Source organism: Bartonella sp. AA126HLJHH (genome assembly GCF_042197425.1).
Classification (GTDB): Bacteria; Pseudomonadota; Alphaproteobacteria; order Rhizobiales; family Rhizobiaceae; genus Bartonella.
In genome coordinates this window covers 305886-324415 of sequence record NZ_JBHIRU010000001.1, presented here as the reverse complement: position 1 = coordinate 324415, position 18530 = coordinate 305886, and the positions used below count along the sequence as shown (strand labels likewise).

Below are 18530 nucleotides of genomic sequence, written 5' to 3'. Positions count from 1 at the left end.
TTAGACCATCATTATTTGCGCAAAATGTTACTTTTTTTGCAAAACATTATAGAATACGTAAAAAAATCTTTCTTCAATATCTAAGGCTCTCATTATAGAGCATTGCATAAATACTTTAACTCTTGTATCGTTTCTAATGAATAAATAGCGTCCTCTCCCTTCCAGAAACATAATGACAAATCTTACCGTTGAAAATTTGCCCGATATTACACTTTGTGCTCGCGATCTATTTCATATTGAAACAGATCTGAAAGTCCCTGCTTTTAGCACAAAAAGTCCCCATGTTCCTGATATCGATCCTGATTATCTTTTTGATCAGCAAACAACTTTAGCGATTCTCGCAGGTTTTACCTTTAACCGCCGTGTAATGGTTTCTGGCTATCACGGTACAGGGAAATCAACGCATATTGAACAAGTTGCTGCACGTCTTAACTGGCCTTGTCTTCGAATTAATCTCGATAGTCATGTAAGTCGTATCGATCTTGTAGGAAAAGATGCTATCGTTTTAAAAGATGGCTTACAAATCACTGAATTTAAAGAGGGCATTTTGCCATGGGCTTATCAAAATAATATTGCTCTTGTTTTCGACGAATATGATGCGGGGCGTCCCGATGTTATGTTTGTCATCCAACGCGTTCTTGAAACCTCTGGAAAACTAAGCTTACTTGATCAAAGCCGTGTCATCTCTCCACACCCAGCATTTCGTCTTTTTGCAACGGCAAACACCATTGGTCTTGGTGATACAACCGGTCTCTATCATGGTACCCAACAGATCAATCAAGCTCAAATGGACCGCTGGTCTATTGTTACGATACTCAATTATTTACCCCATGATAAAGAGGTTAATATCATTTGTTCAAAGGTCAAATCTTTTCAAACGGCTGAGGGAAAAAAGACAATTTCACAAATGGTTCATGTTGCTGATATGGTACGCCAATCTTTTATCAATGGAGATCTTTCAACTGTCATGAGTCCACGTACCGTCATTACTTGGGCAGAAAATACAACAATTTTTCAAGATGTCGGCTTTGCCTTCCGATTAACCTTTCTCAATAAATGTGATGAACTCGAACGTGCCACTGTTGCAGAATTTTATCAACGCGCCTTTGGACAAGAGCTTCCCGAATCACTCATTCATGGTGTTTCGCCTTAAGGAATCTGTCACTCATGGCTACCGATATTGGCGACAACAAAAATCCGGCAAAAGATTCTTCCAACAACACTCTTAATGCTGAAGCTTTTAAAAAAGCACTTTCCACCTGTATGCGTGCAATTGCAGGCACAAACAACCTTGAAGTTTCCTTTAGTCATAACCGACCATCTTTAAGCGAAAGTTGCGCGCGTTTACCAGAATTACCTCAATACGCAACGAATAAAGACATCACTATTACCCGCGGACTAGGTGATTCCATGGCTCTGCGCAAAGCATGGCATGACAACCGCATTCACATGCAATTTTCTCCACCAGAATCAGAAGCACGTGCTATCTTTGATGCCCTCGAACAAACACGTGTTGAAGCAATTGGTACTTTAACCATGGAGGGACTTGCAAAAAATCTTGATGTCATGCTCGCCGATAAATACAAAAGAGCCCATTATCATAAAATTAGCAACCAAAGTGAAGCCCCCATCCAAGAAGCGATTGCACTTTTATTGCGTGAAAAAATAACAAAGCGCGCAGCTCCAAGAGAAGCGGGTTCTGTCTTAGAATTGTGGCGTAAAGAACTCGAACAAAAAGCAGCAGCAGAACTCAATGAACTCCCACATCATATTTACAACCAACAAGCTTTTGCACAGATTGTTCGCCAAATGCTTGTTACACTCAAAATGACAGTGCAACAAACTGAAGCTTCTAACAGTGAAAACAATAAAAAATTAAAAAATGCGTGTGAACCTCAAGACCAAGGAGAAGAAGAGAGTAAAAACAAAAAACACGCTCAAAGTGAAGAACAAACCAGCACTGAACAAGAAAGTGATGTGCAAGATGATGGAAAAATACAAGCGACACAATCAAACAACAATGATCAAGCTGACGGCGAGCAAAAAAATGGACCTTGGCAAGAAAAGCCGAGCAAACCCAAACACCTTTTTTCTGATTCGGAACAAATGCAAAAACTTGGCAATTATAAAATCTTCACCCGTCAATTTGATGAAATTTTGGAAGCAACAGATTTTTGTTCTGAAAACGAGTTAGATCACTTACGCCGTTATCTTGATAAGCAAATCAATCATCTGCAAAACATCGTTGGACGTTTAGCAAACCGTCTCCAGCGCCGCTTGATGGCGCAACAAAATCGCAACTGGAACTTTGACCTTGAAGAAGGATATCTTGATACAACACGGCTTCCACGTCTAATTATTGACCCCATGCAACCCCTTTCTTTTAAAATGGAAAGCAACACCCAATTTCGGGACACAGTTGTTTCACTCCTCATTGATAATTCTGGCTCAATGCGCGGACGCCCCATTAGCGTTGCTGCAAGTTGTGCTGATATTTTGGCACAAACTCTTGAACGTTGTGGTGTCAAAGTTGAAATTTTAGGTTTTACCACCAAAACTTGGAAAGGGGGAAAATCGCGCGAACAATGGCTTACCCAAAACAAACTCCATAATCCTGGACGCCTCAATGATTTATGCCATATCATCTATAAAAGTGCTGATACCCCATGGCGTCGCGCACGACGCAATTTAGGTTTAATGATGCAAGAAGGATTATTAAAAGAAAATATCGACGGAGAAGCTTTGATTTGGGCTCATCAACGCCTTTTATCACGGCGTGAACAACGTCGCATCCTCATGGTCATTTCTGATGGTGCTCCTGTTGACGATTCGACACTATCGGTCAACTCCAGCAATTATTTAGAAAAACACTTACGCGCAGTGATTCAAGAAATCCAAACACACTCCCCTATCGAACTCATTGCCATTGGAATTGGTCATGACGTCACACGTTATTATCAACGTGCTGTAACAATTATGAATGCTGAAGAACTCGCCGACGCCATAACAAAACAATTAGAAATACTTTTTAGTGATAAAAGAACTCATATTCATAAGAAATAAACCTGCCTTGAATCAGCAACGATTACATTTTAAAAAATTATCTCTATCATTAAACCATCGGAATTTGATGACTAACAACCTGAGAAGATAATCCCACAAATTGAATATCGAACTTTAAGGAAGCTTCTACTTTACTGGATGCATTATGAATCCTAAAAGAAATGCTCCAACCACCTTCAAAAATTATAATGAGTTTGTTTTTACTTTCTGGTTTTAGTGAAACGGATAAAATTTTGCTTGGAATTTTCCATTTACGACCATATCCTAGAGTGCCATTCAAATTAAAAGACTGAATAATAACCCGTTTTTGTTTAGATCTTGTATCTATCATAATCTTATAAAAATCATAAGAACCTATAACATACTGAAACAATAGCTTCACAAATTTATCTTGATAATCTAAACAAAGCCTTTGAAGTTCTTTAGAAAAAGCTTCTAGGATTGGAAGATAAACTCTGCTGTCTTTATCCTCTATATCTCTAAAGAACATCTTCTTATCTCTAAGCTCTGCTAAATAATCAAAAATAGGCCTAACCTCATTGAAATAAACGCTGCTACAAGAATAACCTGTCCATTCTTTACCAAAATCTATTTTACTGGAAAGGCGAGGATGTTTGATAGCGCTATGATTATGTTTTGCAGAAATACCAATAGGATTTTCAGGAACTTTTAAAATAATATCACGGACATCTCCTTTGATCCCAACAAAATCTTCCTGAAGAACAATAGTTTTCGTGTTTCTAATATTTTTATCATGTAACTGTAAAAAAACGGCTGCTTCAATAGAAGCAAGATTTAAAAGCCTTTTTTCAGTATCATTAAATAAATTATAAAAAGACTCCGCTATTTGAAACGACGAATTAAACTCTATAGAAGCCTTTGTTGCTTTTTTAAAACCCATAGCCAAAGCATATTCAAAGGCTTTTCCATTTTCTACCTGATTCATGCAATTTCCTAAAGATCCTTACTCAAAATTACGAGTTCATTTGATTTTTTATTGTTTCCCATACCGTAAGTCCATTCAGGATTAAGTATTGTATGTCCTTTATAAAGTTCTCTAACTTCCACACAATCATTATAAGATAAAACCCATCCTTGACGCTTTCTCAAAAGTTCAGCAAGAGCTTGATGATCAAAAGAATTATGTTTATCGCCTTTGTGACCGTAAAGTTTTTGATTAATAAGGTACGGAGGATCACAATAAAGAAAATCGTTAGAGTGTTTAGGAATACTTTCTGTAAAATCTCTGTGTTCCACTATGAAGTTTTCAATCTTAAAATCTTTAAGCCGTTCAATAGAACGATAATTGAATCGGGGATGTCCTGGAGACATACCACCAGAAAGTGTCGTTCCGGAAAAAGAAGAACGATTAAGAACAAAAAAAACGGCAGCAATCTCTAATTGATTTTTAATATTCCCAAAAGTTTTTTGGAGATTATAAAACATTACGGGAGTCATATCTTCATATTCTCTCACTTTTTCTGCAAGAGCTGAAGCATCTTTCAAAAGCATCTGCCAAAAAATAACAAGCGGCTTAAAAGCATCATAAGCATAAACCCTTGTTCCTCTTTTTGCTAAGGTTAATTCAATTGAACCGCCTCCCACAAAAGGAGAACATAAAGTTTTCTGTTTCCTTATATAGTTATTAATAATCATAGGAACAGCACGACTTTTCCCTCCCGGATAACGAAGAGGTGATTTTACAATAGGCAACTCCCTAGTCTCTCTCTGTTTTTTCAAGGAAGTTAATACAAAATTATCAAATAAAGCCTCTGTATGATCTGTTTGATTTATCATTTTATTCATACTATCAGCTCCAAGTATCGCATTTCTAACCTACAATTATCTAAAATAAACACTCGAAGCGTTTGCCAAATTCTACAGAGATCGCATTATAACAAATTGTAAATTCATTAACATATCTGCACAAACATTTGTTACTAAAATAATGATAAATATCAGTATAACCAAATTTTAAAACTGTCAAAAAAGACTTGATACCATTGGTATTTATTTTTCTATTTATATACTACCCAAATGTATATCGAAATGTTTTTTCCTTTATAAGAACCAAGTTTCTTATAGCTCAAATAATCATAAGTAAGACATCACAACTCTTAACAAAACATTTTTGATCCTTTATAAGAGCTTTATTATCTGTTTTTAATGCTGATAAGATGCTCTTATCCCATACTGAATCAGTCAAAACCATTTCCTTACACATCGTAAGCATAGATGATGTATGGATAAATACAACTTGAGAAAAGAATCAAAATACCTCTTATAAATCCGCTTAAATTCTGCCCTTAGAGGACAGAACTCCCCTCCCCTCTTCTTTAGCAAAACAAAAGAACAAAGACCATTATTTGTTACAAACAAAAGAAGAATCATCCTTTGAAGGACTTTGATAAAGAGGAAGCTTTACAATATTAAGAATTGTTCCATAAGGAATCAACATAAACAGGCTCATAATAATTTTTACCGAAAAATCACCAAAAGCAAGCGATAGCCAAACTGGCATGCCTATCCCTCCCAAAACAGTACTCTCCACCAGTGAACTATCTGCATACCCTGTTATCTTATCAAAAACAGCAAACGAGCTAGAAAAAGCAAGAGCAAAAAACAGCACTGTATCCAAAGCTGAACCAACCAACGCTGCTGCTAAAGGTGCTTTCCACCATGTTTTACGTCGCAAAGGAGTAAAAACCACAATATCAAGGAGTTGCCCAAATAAAAATGCAAAACTAGAAGCAAGTGCAAGCCGTGGTGTCGCCAATATCCAAGAAACAAAGACACCCGTAAAAAAACCAGCATAAACCACACGCCGCGCAGCAGATGGACCATAAAAACGATTGGTCAAATCATTGATTAGAAAAGCAAATGGATAGGTAAAAGCCCCATAAGTCAACAGCGCATTCAAATCAAACCAATAGACAGGATATTGAACTAAAATATTAGAAGCCGTGACAGCAAGGCACATTGCAAAAATAGAAAAAACAACATACCTTTTCTTTTGCTGTTCTAATAAAAGACCGCTTGAAGACATTTTTTTTAACCTGGGATATGGAACCAATAAAATGAAACGATCAACCTGCAAAAAACTTAACTTCTAGAACAGAAAACCGAAATCAAAGCGTTAATAAGCCAAAAACAATAACGCTGAAAATTACGCTGCTTGTTCAGCCTTCTGCTCACCTTCTTGCTCAGCTTTTTTCTTAATGATTTGGCGTTTTAGCAAACGCGCACGTTGCGACAACTCTTTATCGTCTGCTTTAATCAAAAAACCATCAAGACCACCGCGGTGCTCAACAGAACGCAATGCATTTGCTGAAATACGCAAGCGATAACTTTGCTGTAACACCTCTGAAATCAATGTCACATTGCAAAGATTTGGTAAAAAACGACGCCGAGTCTTATTATTCGCATGGCTAACATTATTACCATACAGAACCGTCTTCCCTGTCAATTCACATGCACGAGACATAAACTTCACCCTTAAACTCTAAGAAACTTTCAAATCCCCATACCCAAAGGACACAATGAACGCAAAACACGCGCAATGCAACCTTGAACGGGCATCATTGGGAAGTTTCTTTCTAATAGGGGGTCGACAACAAAAGGTCAAGTCTTTTATAAAACCTTTTTCATCTCTTGTTGGCTCATTTTTCATCTTTTTCCTCAATAAGGCGTGCAAATTCTGCCAAAAAGCGTACAAAATGTTTCTTTTAATATATACCATGTTAGAATAAAAGCCTATTGTCCCGAAAGGAAGCACAAATCATGAGCAAAAAAGACCCCCCCATGACAAAGCTTCAGGGAAATTCTTGCCGTTTTTCTTCTTTTTTATTTGGAACTTTATGTATTTGTTTTTTTCTTCTCTTCAGTGCATTAGGTATATGGCAAGTACAACGGTTAAACTGGAAAACAAATCTTATCACCAGTACCAATCAGCGCATTCATTTGCCCCCCATAAAAGCCCCTCCAAAAAATCAATGGTCAGATGTTACTTTTGAAAAATATGAATATCAACCTGTTATTATCACAGGAAAATTTTTAACAGATAAAAATATTTTAGTCACTGCTGCCGCTCAAAATACTACAGGCTATTGGGTTTTGACTCCCTTACAAACTGCTGATAATACACTGATCTTTATCAACCGTGGCTTTATCCCCATGGATGAACGTAACAATTTTCAAAACACAGAGCAATCGCATACAAATGCCTTATCTCAGCAAAATTCTACCACAGACACAGAACAAACAACGATTATAGGTTTATTACGCATGAGTGAAAAAAATGGATTTTTCCCGCGTAAAAATAATCCTGACAAAAATTTATGGTATACGCGCGATCTCCCCGCTATGGCACAAAAACTTGGTTTGTCCACTGTTGCCCCTTATTTCATTGATGCCAGAAAAACATCTCCACAAGCAAAACTTCCCGTCGTTGGTCTTACGATTATCCATTTTCGAAATAATCATCTCGTTTATGCAATCACGTGGTTTATTTTAGCTGCTGGTGTGTTAGGAGGTTTTCTTTTTCTGCTACGGCAAAAAAACTAAAAAATACCTCTTCCATCTCAAGTAACAAAAATTTTTAGAATCTTGAAAACTGATAAAAAGAATAAAATCTACCAACTTGCGCCTTTGTTAAATAAAGATCATAGGCATACAATAGATCTTTATACCATCCACAAAAGATTTACGCGACACTTTTCAAAAAATCGTCATAAAATAGGGTTGATTCATTAAAGATGTAATGCCCTAAAATGTGAAGAAATGCATTATCTTCACTCTTAAAAAGAATTGTCATAAACGCTTTTGAAAAATATAAAGTTAAATTTAAAAATGATAGGAAAGATGAGCACTCATTTTTGCCTTTATAATTTTATATTCTTGCTTCATTAGATTATTTCCCATTTCAGAGATTACTCCAATTGATATATGCAATACTTTCGCCTTCATCTAGTATAAAGGCTAATATAGCAGAGAACATACGGATGCATTTTTTGTTTCAAAACTGCTATGAAGATGAGATATTGAGTTATAAGCAACAAAAAAATATTTAATGTCTCAATGAGACTTTTATACCTATCACCACACCTCAAATGAGAGGTTTTTACAGGATAATAGAAAAAGGTGAATCATCCTATATTCTAAAAAGACAGTTTATCCTTTCAGTGTATTTTGCTAAAGGCTTATGCTATAAACGTATAAGCGTGTTTTACTAGAATTTTAACTCTTTCATTTTTAAGGCTGCTGTTATGGGTGTTGTTGCCAAAAATTTTCCCATACCTGATCTTCATCGGGTTCGTCGTGTTCTCTTTTCTGTGTCTGATAAAACGGGTGTGGTTGCTTTTGCACAAGCCCTTCATGCTACTTACAATGTTGAATTGATTTCAACAGGAGGAACAGCAAAAACCCTCATAGCAGCTGGTTTACCCGTAAAAGATGTTGCTGAAGTTACCGGATTTCCTGAAATAATGGATGGGCGTGTAAAAACACTCCATCCTTTGATTCATGGTGCTTTGTTAGGGGTAAGAGAAGATCCTAACCATAGGGAAGCTATGGAAAAGAACAGCATTCATGGAATTGATCTTTTGGTGGTGAATCTTTACCCTTTTGAAGAGACGATCCTATCGGGCGCTGATGGGCAAACGATTCTTGAAAATATTGATATCGGTGGACCGGCGATGATTCGCGCCGCGGCAAAAAATTATGCTTATACCGGTGTTGTAACAGCGATAAAAGATTATGATTCGATTCTAGCTGAATTAAAGCAGCATAATGGATGTTTAAGTTTATCTATGCGTCATCAGCTAGCAATGCGCGCTTATGCACACACCGCTGCTTATGATACAGCAATAGCATCGTGGTTTGCAAGGGATTTAGAAATTGAAACTCCATCGTGGCAGAGTTTTTCTGGTCATCTTGAAAGTGTTATGCGCTATGGAGAAAATCCACATCAACAGGCAGCATTTTATCGCAATAATGAAAAACGTTTTGGTATTGCAACAGCAAAACTTTTACAAGGCAAAGCGCTTTCTTATAACAATCTGAATGATACAGATGCAGCCTTTGAACTTGTGGCAGAATTTGATCCGCAAAAAACCGCTGCTGTCGCTCTTATTAAACATGCCAATCCTTGTGGTGTTGCGGAAGGAGAAAATTTGAAAGAAGCTTATTTGAAAGCTCTTATGTGTGATAATGTATCGGCATTTGGTGGAATTGTTGCTTTAAATCAAACCCTTGATGAGGAATGTGCTGAAGAGATTGTTAAAATTTTTACAGAAGTGATTATTGCTCCTGATGCCACAATGGCGGCACGTGAAATTATTGCCAAGAAAAAAAATCTTCGTTTGCTCATTACAGGTGGAGTTCCTGATCCACGCTGTGGAGGACTTCTTGCGAAAACACTTGCAGGAGGCATTTTAGTACAATCACGTGATAACGTGGTAGTCGATGATCTTAAATTGCAAGTAGTGACAAAGCGGGCACCAACTCAAGATGAAATGCGTGATCTTCAATTTGCTTTTCGTGTAGCAAAGCACGTTAAATCAAATGCTATTGTGTACGCGAAAAATAGCGCAACAGTTGGAATTGGAGCCGGACAAATGAGCCGCATCGATTCAGCAAAAATTGCTGCAAGTAAAGCAGCAGAAAGTGCGCAAAGAGCAGGCTTAACAGAAACTCTCACAAAAGGATCTGTTGTTGCATCAGATGCATTTTTTCCTTTTGCTGATGGTTTATTAGCAGCAGCTGAAGCAGGAGCAACAGCAGTTATTCAACCAGGAGGCTCCATGCGTGATGAAGAAGTTATCGCCGCTGCTGATGCACAGGGGTTAGCGATGGTTTTTACAGGAACACGTCACTTCCGCCATTAATAGTTTTGCTGCTTTTCTTTTCGTATGAGACAAATGTTTCAAGGAATTTTTCATAATTATCGTATGACTATTGATAACTGTTGAAATGGAAGCAGTTATTCAATCCAAAGAAGCTACACGTGAAAAAGTTTATCACCGCAGAAAATGCACATAATTTAGCCATTGGTTAGGGATAAGATGTTCTTGTTGATATTTTTAATGGTTACCCTTTCGCATGAGAAAAATGTTAAAGGGACATTATCTTGTATTAGATGCATACCTGCTATGATATTATAACACAACTCTTTTTAGTAATATACTCTATTCTTAAACTAAAGAGTGTAATGAAAAGTTTGAGTAGAGGATATGAATATTCTACGTTTTTATAGTAATTGGCGCCGTTATCGTCGAACCGTTAATGCGTTAAGTCGTCTTTCAACATATGAACTCAGCGATCTTAGAATTTGTCGAGGTGATATTGATTCAATTGCACGACGTTATTCGCGTAAATCTTTATGAAAGTTGTTTGAAATATTTGAGAGAATGCTTTGCTATGAAAAAGCATGCATTTTGTGGTTTGTTATTATAACTTCATTTTTAGTATAATAACAAAGAGCAGAAGAGTTGTTTTTCTCGACCATTGTAATGTATTGTTTCTCAAATTTTCAGTGCTTCTGTAATGTACAACATTTGATTTATAATGATAATTTAGCGTTATTCATATTAAATTAGAACCCCGAACACCGTAAGATTCTTCCATTTCAAATCTATGTATGTTGAATCAACCAAAACCATTCGCCTGCACGTTACAAGCGGGGGAGCTGTATGGATAAAAGCTATTAAGAAAAAGCTAAAAATGCCTCTTATGAACCATCTCTAGTGCCAAGAACTGTTACAAACATTGGCACTGATCAATAGTGTGATAGTGCCGAACTGCTCCTTCATAAGCATAAAGATGGGGGGCTTAATGGATTTACCGTTATACCCATCACGGGCATCGTCGCAAAATAGCTTGGAAGCGTTAAGGAATTTTTCTTTAAAATAAGTTCGTGAATATACAATACAATAGCGCTCTGTTTTTCGTGAAGAACGTAATCCTATTAATGCAACTCTCTCAGAGAGAAATATTGATCCCAACAGCACACTTAAAAATTTATCGAAGATAAGAACGACTTAATTTTCTCTCTATATCTTTAAAGGATCAAAATCCTTAACTAGTACTCATCTGTCAACAATGGTCTTTCAAAAACCTTTTTTTCTGAAGCCAATTCCTTTAGCATCACCTCATGAGATTCTATGAGCAAACCTTGCCTAAAAACATCCAACCCATACTCCCAAAAAATGCTTCGTGTATAAAATTGATATGATCTTCAAATTTTGAGAATATTACCACAATAAACAATAATGTTTTGCGACACGCAAGATAAAACGCAATATACTATGGGTTGGAACAATGTTCTAATTTTTTATCAAACGCTTTACGGATAAAACGCCAACGAACTTTTTCCTGAAATGCAGAACGAAAATATAAAACAATCTGTTGTGTCCGTTGTGGACCTGTTAATTCTGCAAAATCAATCGAATCTTCAAGACAAATATCTGCGTCAGGCGATATAAAATACCATATTTGTTCACTCTTCACGTTCTCATTCTTTACGGCTAAACACACACGTTTGCCATCATAGTTAACTTCAACTTGTGGATGAAGATGAAACCGAACAGCAACATAATTTTGTTCATTTTGCACACTCTTGTGTCTCTTTCTCCCTTTATTTGGCATAAAAAAGCGATCAAAACCTTCGATCGTATCTCCATTTGTCGCCAAAATAAGACCACGCTCATGAATAAGATTAAAGGGTCGCACATAACCATTATGACTCGCAATAAAACCTGTCTTCTCTGAATCCTCTATACGGCACACTTGAACATCTGTTGGTCCATCAAACAAAAATGGCGCGCCATTTTTCTTTTTATGATAAAAAGCACCCACTGAACAATCATTAAGCGTAGCTGTTGAATGTGCTGCAGTAACACGCCCTAAATGTCGATACTCTTCCCGCCCATCAGGATTAACACCGGCATTGATAATAAAACGGTGCCCTTGTGAAGACATTTCAAAAGACAAACACCCCGAACAAGCCTGCTGTGCTACAGAGCGAGGTGGAAACTTTCCTGTATCTGCAAGCACTGTTGTTTGATTGGCTTTTAAGCGCTGAAATCCTGAATAACGGGCATAACTAAAAGGATGTCCTCCTGTTTCATCAAGCTCCAAAAGTGATGATAACCGTTCCGATACAAGGGGACCAACCCCATTAAAATGGGCCAACGTTTGATCCTCATGGATAAAGAATCGTAAAGCTGGCAACATACGCTCAACAGAATCAATCAAAATACGGGGTGCTGTTTCATTGCTACGCATAAAAAGATGCCGTAACGACAATAAATCCGATAACAAATTCAGCAAAATAACAGGACTACGGGAAATATGCCCACCATCAACTAGGATTTGACGGGAAAGCTCCTCTATAAGTGTGGTTTGTACCTTTTTTTTCACTGCCGCTGAAACAGGCAAAGCAAGAGATGCGAATGTCAAAGCCACTGCTGCTTGTAAACGTTGATCATTGTGCTCCATACTACAAACTGTTACGCGCAAATAACGAAATTGCAAACCAAGTGCACGTAAAAAGCGTTTTTCAAACCGTTCACTTGCCCCTTCTAACAACATTTTCGAATGACAAATCCATGAAATCAAGCGCCGCGCCACAACAGGATCACTCCAAGCAAGCCCTTTTACCTTCTTACCAGCATGGTCAAACCAGTCTTCTAAAAGAGAGCGTGCATGTGCAGAAGCTAAATCACTTCCTGCTGCCTCCATATGGCGCAACCAATGAAAATCATGTAGAGCCGCTTCCCATTCTAGCGTTGGTGGAACCAATGAAAACGGCGAAACAGCACCAGAATGAACAATGTGACCAGCAAAAGCAAAACGACCATGATAAAATTCATGCGCCATCATCGGATCAGCTACATGCAAATCCATGGGATGCGCTAAAATTTTATGAGGACGAAACCCTGAAAATCGCCAACGAAACAATGGTCCAACCCATAAACGCCGCATAACATTCTGTATCGTATCGATACAGGCTGCCACTTTTACCTGAGGAGCTTTTACCGCAACCGCCAAAATTTCATCTCCATTTATGCTGAATCAAATACAATTTCGACCATTTTTGTAAATGAAGCGTTAATTAAGCAATTTTTCGTAAGCGCGCAGCGAAAAAACCATCCATTCCTAAAAATACGGTTTTCTCAGCATCAAAATTTTTATGACAAAAATCCGCAGGCGTTGTCCGTAACATCCCCCCACAAAGCAAATGTTCCAGTGCTCCCATTTCCTCTGGATAAATAGGGTCTAAAACAATGTCATTGCGTATCGATAAAATTTTCTCAATAAGATCTTCACCTTCTTCTCTTGCCAATGAACAATTGGAAAAAACAATCCGCCCCCCCTCCTTTACCAAAGAAATTGCTGCGACAAGCAAATCATATTGCAACGCCGCTAACTTGACGATATCTTCCCTCGATTTCGTCCATAAAATATCTGGATGACGACGGATTGTTCCTGTAGAAGAACAAGGAGCATCAAGAAGAACCGCATCAAAAAGCTGTGTTGAATGGAAATTTTTCACATCGCCCTGCCAAATATGAACTGAAAAATGAAGCCGTTCCATATTTTCTTTTAAACGCTTTATGCGGTTAGCAGAAAGCTCAATTGCAGTCACCTCAGCCCCTTGCAAAGCCAATTGTGCTGTTTTTCCTCCAGGGCTCGCACAAAGATCAGCAACGCGTTTACCCTCAATACTCCCAAGTAAACAAGCAGGCAAAGCTGCTGCAAAATCTTGGACCCACCAAGACCCTTCACGATAGCCTGGTAAATCAGAAACAGAACACTCCAGACGCTTCAATCGAACAGAACCATTGGGCAATACCACACCGCCAAGCCTTTCAGCCCATCCACCACTATCAGATTTCACTGTCAAATCGAAAGGAGGTTCCACACTTTGAATTGCGATAATCTGATGTACCTTTTCTGTTCCATAAGCTGATATTAAAAGCTGTCCAAACCACGCTGGCACACCTTCAATGGTAGGAACTTGTTGGCGTAAAGGCTCTGCCTCACGTGCAACATTGCGCAAAAGAGCATTCACCACCCCTGAAAAACGGCGCATTCGAGGATCAAGTTTCGCCACACGCACAGCTAAATCAATAGCCGCATGATCGGGAATATCAAGATAAAGAATTTGTGCAACACTGATATGCAAAAGATGCTGAAGTGAAAGTGCTTGTGAAGGCAAAGGACGCGCCAAAAAGCGTGAGAGAGCCGCCATAATCTGCCCTCGATGACGCAATGAAGCTGTTAAAATAGCCCGACATAACAAACGATCTCGTTGTGAAAGCTTCAAATATTGTGGATGTCCGTGTTCATTATCCGTCAAACCAGACAGAGGCGTGTACTTATCAACTACCGCCCCCAAAAGACGCACACACACCTGTCGAACAGCTAATCCTGGAACATTTTTTTCAGACACATGCCCCGCTTTTTTGTGTTTCAAAACACCACCTTTATATCACAGTTTTCTCAAGAGCTCTCTCAATAATTCTATGAACGAGATCTTTTTGAATTTTCATAACGAAGCCAAGAAGGACGTTTTGTAACACGCTGAAAAGAACTGTTTTCTTGCTCACCTAATGCATGAGCCTGACCACTATGAAAATCTCCATAGTTCATCCCGCTGCTTTTTTCATGTATAGCGTCTTCTTTATTCCATCCCACACTTTTGGCAAGAGCCCCTTTCATCTCTTCTGCTTGCCGATAAAGAGCAGCGATACGATTTGCAGTTGCTGGATGTGTCGAAAAAAGACTATCCGCTCCCTCACCGCTCAAAGGATTAATAATAAACAGATGCGCGGTTGCTGGATTATGCTCTGCTTCTTCATTATATACCCCACGTCCCCCATCAGCAATCTTACGCAATGCCGAAGCCAACCATAAAGGATTACCACATATTTCAGCCCCTCTACGATCCGCAGCATATTCCCGTGTACGGCTAATCGCCATTTGCACCAGCATCGCTGCAAAAGGCGCCACGAGCAATGCAATAAATCCTCCAATTGCCCCAGCGCCATGAGAATCTTCTGAAGAATTACGCTGTCCTCCCATAAAGAAAGCAAAATTACCAAGCATTGAAATTGCCCCTGCAATCGTTGCGGTTAGAGTCATTGTTAACGTATCACGATGCTCAATATGTGCGAGCTCATGCGCCATAACGCCGGCAATTTCCTCAGCGCTTAACCGCTCTAACAACCCAGTACTTGCAGCAACAGCTGCATTTTGCGGATTACGTCCCGTTGCAAAAGCATTTGGCTGTGCATTCTCAATAACATAAACCTTTGGTTGAGGAAGAGAAGCCTTTTGTGCTAAATCGCTTACAATCTTATAATAAACTGGTGCTGAATGCTGATCAACTTCACGCGCCCCGTACATGCGTAAAACGATTTTATCTGAATTCCAATAAGAAAAAAAGTTTAAACCACTTGCCATCAAAAGAGCAATGACCATGCCACCACCCCCTCCAACAAGATAACCAACTCCCATAAAGAGAGCAGTTAAAAAAGCCAAAAGCATAGCTGTACGCATTATATTCATTACTCAAAAAACTCCATGATAAAAGTCAATCAATACTATATGATGGTGTTTTCTTTCTGCTTCTTCAATGGAATAGGTGTAAAATGAATAAAAAAGATGAGAAAACAAGCAAAAAAAATGCAACTGACGTTAAACAGCAATCTCTTTCTCCCGCAGCACAACGCGCTCTCCAAGAAGCTGAAGAAAGACGAAAACACGCAGCAAAAAAAGAACAACCTTTAGAAAACGGCGGTCGCGGCGGCAAAGATCCTTCCCGCTATGGAGACTGGGAAATTAAAGGCCGCGCCATTGATTTTTAAAACCATTGATTAAAAAAAAACAGCGCGGATTTAAACAAGCAGCTTTTTAAAGAAAATCCGTTTTTGATAGACAAAAACGGATAATATTTATTTTTCTAAAGCTTTTAAAAACACGTTGATTAAACAATCATGCTTCTTATGCTGTAGCAGATTCTGCTTCAGCCGCTGCCGCTGCTTCTTCTGCCGCTTGCTTTGCTGCTGCTATACGTTCTTGTGCTTTTTTACCCGGTTCACCTTTATGTGGATTATTACGAGTTGGACGCTTTTTCAAGCCAGCTGCATCTAAAAACCGTAAAACGCGATCTGTTGGTTGAGCCCCTTGCCCAAGCCAATATTGGATACGTTCTTCATTAAGTTTCACCCTCGGTCCATCTTTAGGCAACATTGGATCCCATGCACCAACACGTTCAAGAAACCGCCCATCGCGCGGACTACGAACATCTGCAACGACGATATGATAGTAAGGACGTTTTTTTGAACCTCCACGGGACAAACGAATTTTCAATGCCATATTTTATCTCCTATTGTCAGCTCTGGCTTTCGTTTAAATTGACTTTTTTGTTTTTTGCTCTTCAGCAATAACTTCATGATGACTCACAACTTCTTTAATAATAAATTTTAAAAATCTTTCAGCAAAATCAGGATCAAGATGACTATCTATAGCCAATTGCCGCAAACGCGCTACCTGATATTGCTCACGCAGAGGATCTACTTTAGGCAAATCATAACGGGCTTTTAAGCGCCCAACAGCTTTCGTACAACGAAACCGCTCTGCTAAGATATGAATCAAGGTTGCATCAAAATTATCAATGGATGCTCGTAAATGTGCTAATTCGTTTAATACTGTTTCCTGCATTATATCCCTTTCCCTCTTTACATCTTATTTTTTCTTAGGATGCTGAGGAAAATTTCCCCCATCGACAATGCCATTGGAAAGACCAGGAAATGTAGGTCCACGCTTAGGAAGTCCGGGCAAGAGCTTCCCTCCATTACCATTTTCAATTTGCTTTTGAAGCATTGAGAATTGCTTTGGATCCAATCCCGACAAATCCGGTATAGCTGGAGAATCCCCTCCCAAGTTTCCCATACCACCAAAACCCATTTTGGAACCAAGGCCTCCCAACATTTTTCCCATAAAACCACTTTTTCCTTTACCACCCATGGCTTTCATCATATCAGCCATTTGGCGATACATCTTTAAAAGTTTATTAATATCAGCCGCTGTCGTACCAGACCCCTTAGCAATTCGTTGTTTGCGGCTATGTTTTAAAAGCTCTGGATTCGCCCGCTCTTTGGGTGTCATAGATGAAATAATGGCCAATTGACGATCAAACAAACGATCATCAAACCCCGCAGCCGCAATCTGCTCTTTGACCTTCCCCATTCCTGGCAACATGCCCATAATACCGCCCATTCCACCCAGTTTTTTCATTTTCTGCAACTGTTCTGCAAGATCATTCAGATCAAATTTTCCGGCTTGCATTTTTTTTGCAAAAGCAGCAGCTTTCTCGTGATCCATTGTTTCAGCAGCTTTTTCAACCAAAGAAACAATATCCCCCATTCCGAGAATACGATCAGCAATACGACTGGGATGAAATTCTTCTAAAGCATCTATTTTTTCACCAGTTCCAATTGCTTTAATTGGTTTACCTGTAACAGCACGCATAGAAAGAGCAGCGCCACCACGCCCATCACTATCCATCCGTGTTAAAATAATCCCCGTAATCCCTACACGCTCATCAAAAGAACGAGCAAGATGAACGGCATCTTGCCCCGTCAAACTATCAGCCACCAACATAATCTCATGAGGAAGGGAACATGCTTTAATTTCAGCCAATTCGAGCATCAAAGCTTCATCAATATGATTACGTCCTGCTGTGTCAAGAAGAAGCACGTCATAACCACCCAATTTAGCAGCCTGTACGGCACGTGATGCAATATCAACGGGCAGCTGACCCGCAATAATAGGCAAGCTTGCAAGTTTTGCCTGTTCTCCCAATTGGCGCAATTGCTCCTGTGCAGCGGGACGGCGTGTATCTAATGACGCCATGAGAACTTTTTTATTGTGCTTATCAGTAAAACGTTTTGCAAGCTTTGCTGTTGTGGTTGTTTTTCCCGAACCTTGCAAACCAGTCATCATGATAACAACTGGAGCTGGTGCATTTAAATCACTCAGAACGCTTTCATTTCCAAGAATATGAACCAATTCATCATGAACAATTTTAACCACCATTTGGCCTGGTTTAATTGATTTAACGATTTCGGCCCCAACAGCTTTTTCCCGAACTCTATCGGTAAAAGAGCGCACAACATCAAGAGCAACATCAGCTTCCAATAAAGCGCGACGAATTTCACGCAGCGCCTCTACAACATCCTGATCCGATAAAGCGCCACGTCCCGTCAAATGAGACAGGATAGAACCAAGTCGCTCTTGCAAGGATTCAAACATCATTTACCTCATTGTTGCATAACAAACAAACCAAAATAGCATCCGAGAACGCATCGCGCCGTCGGATGTTGACCTCTGAGATCTCTTTATACCCTTAAACTGGGGTCTCAGTCGGTGGCTCCAAGTTAATTTTGTCACTGAAAGCTTGC

At 39.0% G+C, this 18530-nt stretch carries 15 protein-coding genes and 1 pseudogene; 6 read left to right on the top strand and 10 right to left on the bottom strand.

The annotated features are described in order from the left end of the window. Nucleotides 1-172 precede the first annotated feature (172 nt). Together cobS and cobT are read left to right on the top strand one after the other, a co-directional pair. Entirely contained in the window at nt 173-1153 is a 981-nt protein-coding gene (gene cobS, locus ACFIQC_RS01155) for a cobaltochelatase subunit CobS (RefSeq protein WP_375612717.1), read from the top strand. A 14-nt stretch (nt 1154-1167) separates the two neighbouring features. Then, nucleotides 1168-3063 carry a cobaltochelatase subunit CobT gene (cobT, locus tag ACFIQC_RS01150; protein ID WP_375677719.1) on the top strand — a complete coding sequence of 632 codons (1896 nt, stop codon included), beginning with the start codon at nt 1168-1170 and terminating at the stop codon, nt 3061-3063. A 49-nt stretch (nt 3064-3112) separates the two neighbouring features. On the opposite strand, the gene ACFIQC_RS01145 is transcribed toward cobT, so the two are convergent. The 4 genes from ACFIQC_RS01145 to rpmB form a co-directional block, all read right to left on the bottom strand. Continuing rightward, nucleotides 3113-4009, bottom strand: coding sequence for a HaeIII family restriction endonuclease (locus tag ACFIQC_RS01145; RefSeq protein ID WP_375632434.1), 897 nt, complete (start codon nt 4007-4009; stop codon nt 3113-3115). Between the two features lie 8 nt (nt 4010-4017). Beyond that, nucleotides 4018-4869, bottom strand: a complete 852-nt coding sequence (locus ACFIQC_RS01140; protein ID WP_375620949.1) for a DNA adenine methylase — start codon at nt 4867-4869, stop codon at nt 4018-4020. 556 nt (nt 4870-5425) lie between these two features. Then, complete coding sequence (locus tag ACFIQC_RS01135; protein ID WP_375706620.1) at nt 5426-6109, bottom strand: VUT family protein; 684 nt, start codon at nt 6107-6109, stop codon at nt 5426-5428. Between the two features lie 120 nt (nt 6110-6229). Further along, nucleotides 6230-6547, bottom strand: coding sequence for a 50S ribosomal protein L28 (gene rpmB / locus ACFIQC_RS01130; protein WP_375612235.1), 318 nt, complete (start codon nt 6545-6547; stop codon nt 6230-6232). 296 nt (nt 6548-6843) lie between these two features. On the opposite strand from rpmB, the gene ACFIQC_RS01125 reads away from it, so the two are divergent. The 3 genes from ACFIQC_RS01125 to ACFIQC_RS01115 all read left to right on the top strand — a co-directional run bounded on the left by ACFIQC_RS01125 (nt 6844) and on the right by ACFIQC_RS01115 (nt 10445). Then, nucleotides 6844-7626, top strand: a complete 783-nt coding sequence (locus tag ACFIQC_RS01125) for an SURF1 family protein (protein WP_375620947.1) — start codon at nt 6844-6846, stop codon at nt 7624-7626. Nucleotides 7627-8327: 701 nt separating this feature from the next. Continuing rightward, entirely contained in the window at nt 8328-9947 is a 1620-nt protein-coding gene (purH, locus tag ACFIQC_RS01120; RefSeq protein ID WP_375706619.1) for a bifunctional phosphoribosylaminoimidazolecarboxamide formyltransferase/IMP cyclohydrolase, read from the top strand. A gap of 345 nt (nt 9948-10292) precedes the next feature. Beyond that, nucleotides 10293-10445, top strand: a complete 153-nt coding sequence (locus ACFIQC_RS01115; RefSeq protein ID WP_375706618.1) for a DUF1127 domain-containing protein — start codon at nt 10293-10295, stop codon at nt 10443-10445. Nucleotides 10446-11364: 919 nt separating this feature from the next. Here ACFIQC_RS01115 and ACFIQC_RS01110 read toward each other — a convergent pair. The 3 genes from ACFIQC_RS01110 to htpX form a co-directional block, all read right to left on the bottom strand. Further along, nucleotides 11365-13110, bottom strand: a complete 1746-nt coding sequence (locus ACFIQC_RS01110) for a heparinase II/III family protein (RefSeq protein WP_375706617.1) — start codon at nt 13108-13110, stop codon at nt 11365-11367. Nucleotides 13111-13174: 64 nt separating this feature from the next. Beyond that, the gene (locus ACFIQC_RS01105) at nt 13175-14539 is read right to left on the bottom strand and encodes an RsmB/NOP family class I SAM-dependent RNA methyltransferase (protein WP_375612722.1); all 1365 of its coding nucleotides are present in this window, start codon (nt 14537-14539) and stop codon (nt 13175-13177) included. Between the two features lie 47 nt (nt 14540-14586). Beyond that, nucleotides 14587-15633, bottom strand: coding sequence for a zinc metalloprotease HtpX (gene htpX, locus ACFIQC_RS01100; protein WP_375612723.1), 1047 nt, complete (start codon nt 15631-15633; stop codon nt 14587-14589). 83 nt (nt 15634-15716) lie between these two features. Here htpX and ACFIQC_RS01095 point away from each other — a divergent pair, with 83 nt between their 5' ends. Next, nucleotides 15717-15932, top strand: a complete 216-nt coding sequence (locus ACFIQC_RS01095; RefSeq protein WP_375612228.1) for a DUF1674 domain-containing protein — start codon at nt 15717-15719, stop codon at nt 15930-15932. Nucleotides 15933-16068: 136 nt separating this feature from the next. On the opposite strand, the gene rpsP is transcribed toward ACFIQC_RS01095, so the two are convergent. From rpsP to ffh, 3 genes and pseudogenes are all read right to left on the bottom strand, one after another. Continuing rightward, complete coding sequence (gene rpsP, locus ACFIQC_RS01090) at nt 16069-16443, bottom strand: 30S ribosomal protein S16 (protein ID WP_375612227.1); 375 nt, start codon at nt 16441-16443, stop codon at nt 16069-16071. 16 nt (nt 16444-16459) lie between these two features. Then, a pseudogene (locus tag ACFIQC_RS01085) lies at nt 16460-16788 on the bottom strand (chorismate mutase). Between the two features lie 24 nt (nt 16789-16812). After that, complete coding sequence (ffh, locus tag ACFIQC_RS01080; protein WP_375706627.1) at nt 16813-18381, bottom strand: signal recognition particle protein; 1569 nt, start codon at nt 18379-18381, stop codon at nt 16813-16815. Between the last annotated feature and the right edge of the window lie 149 nt (nt 18382-18530).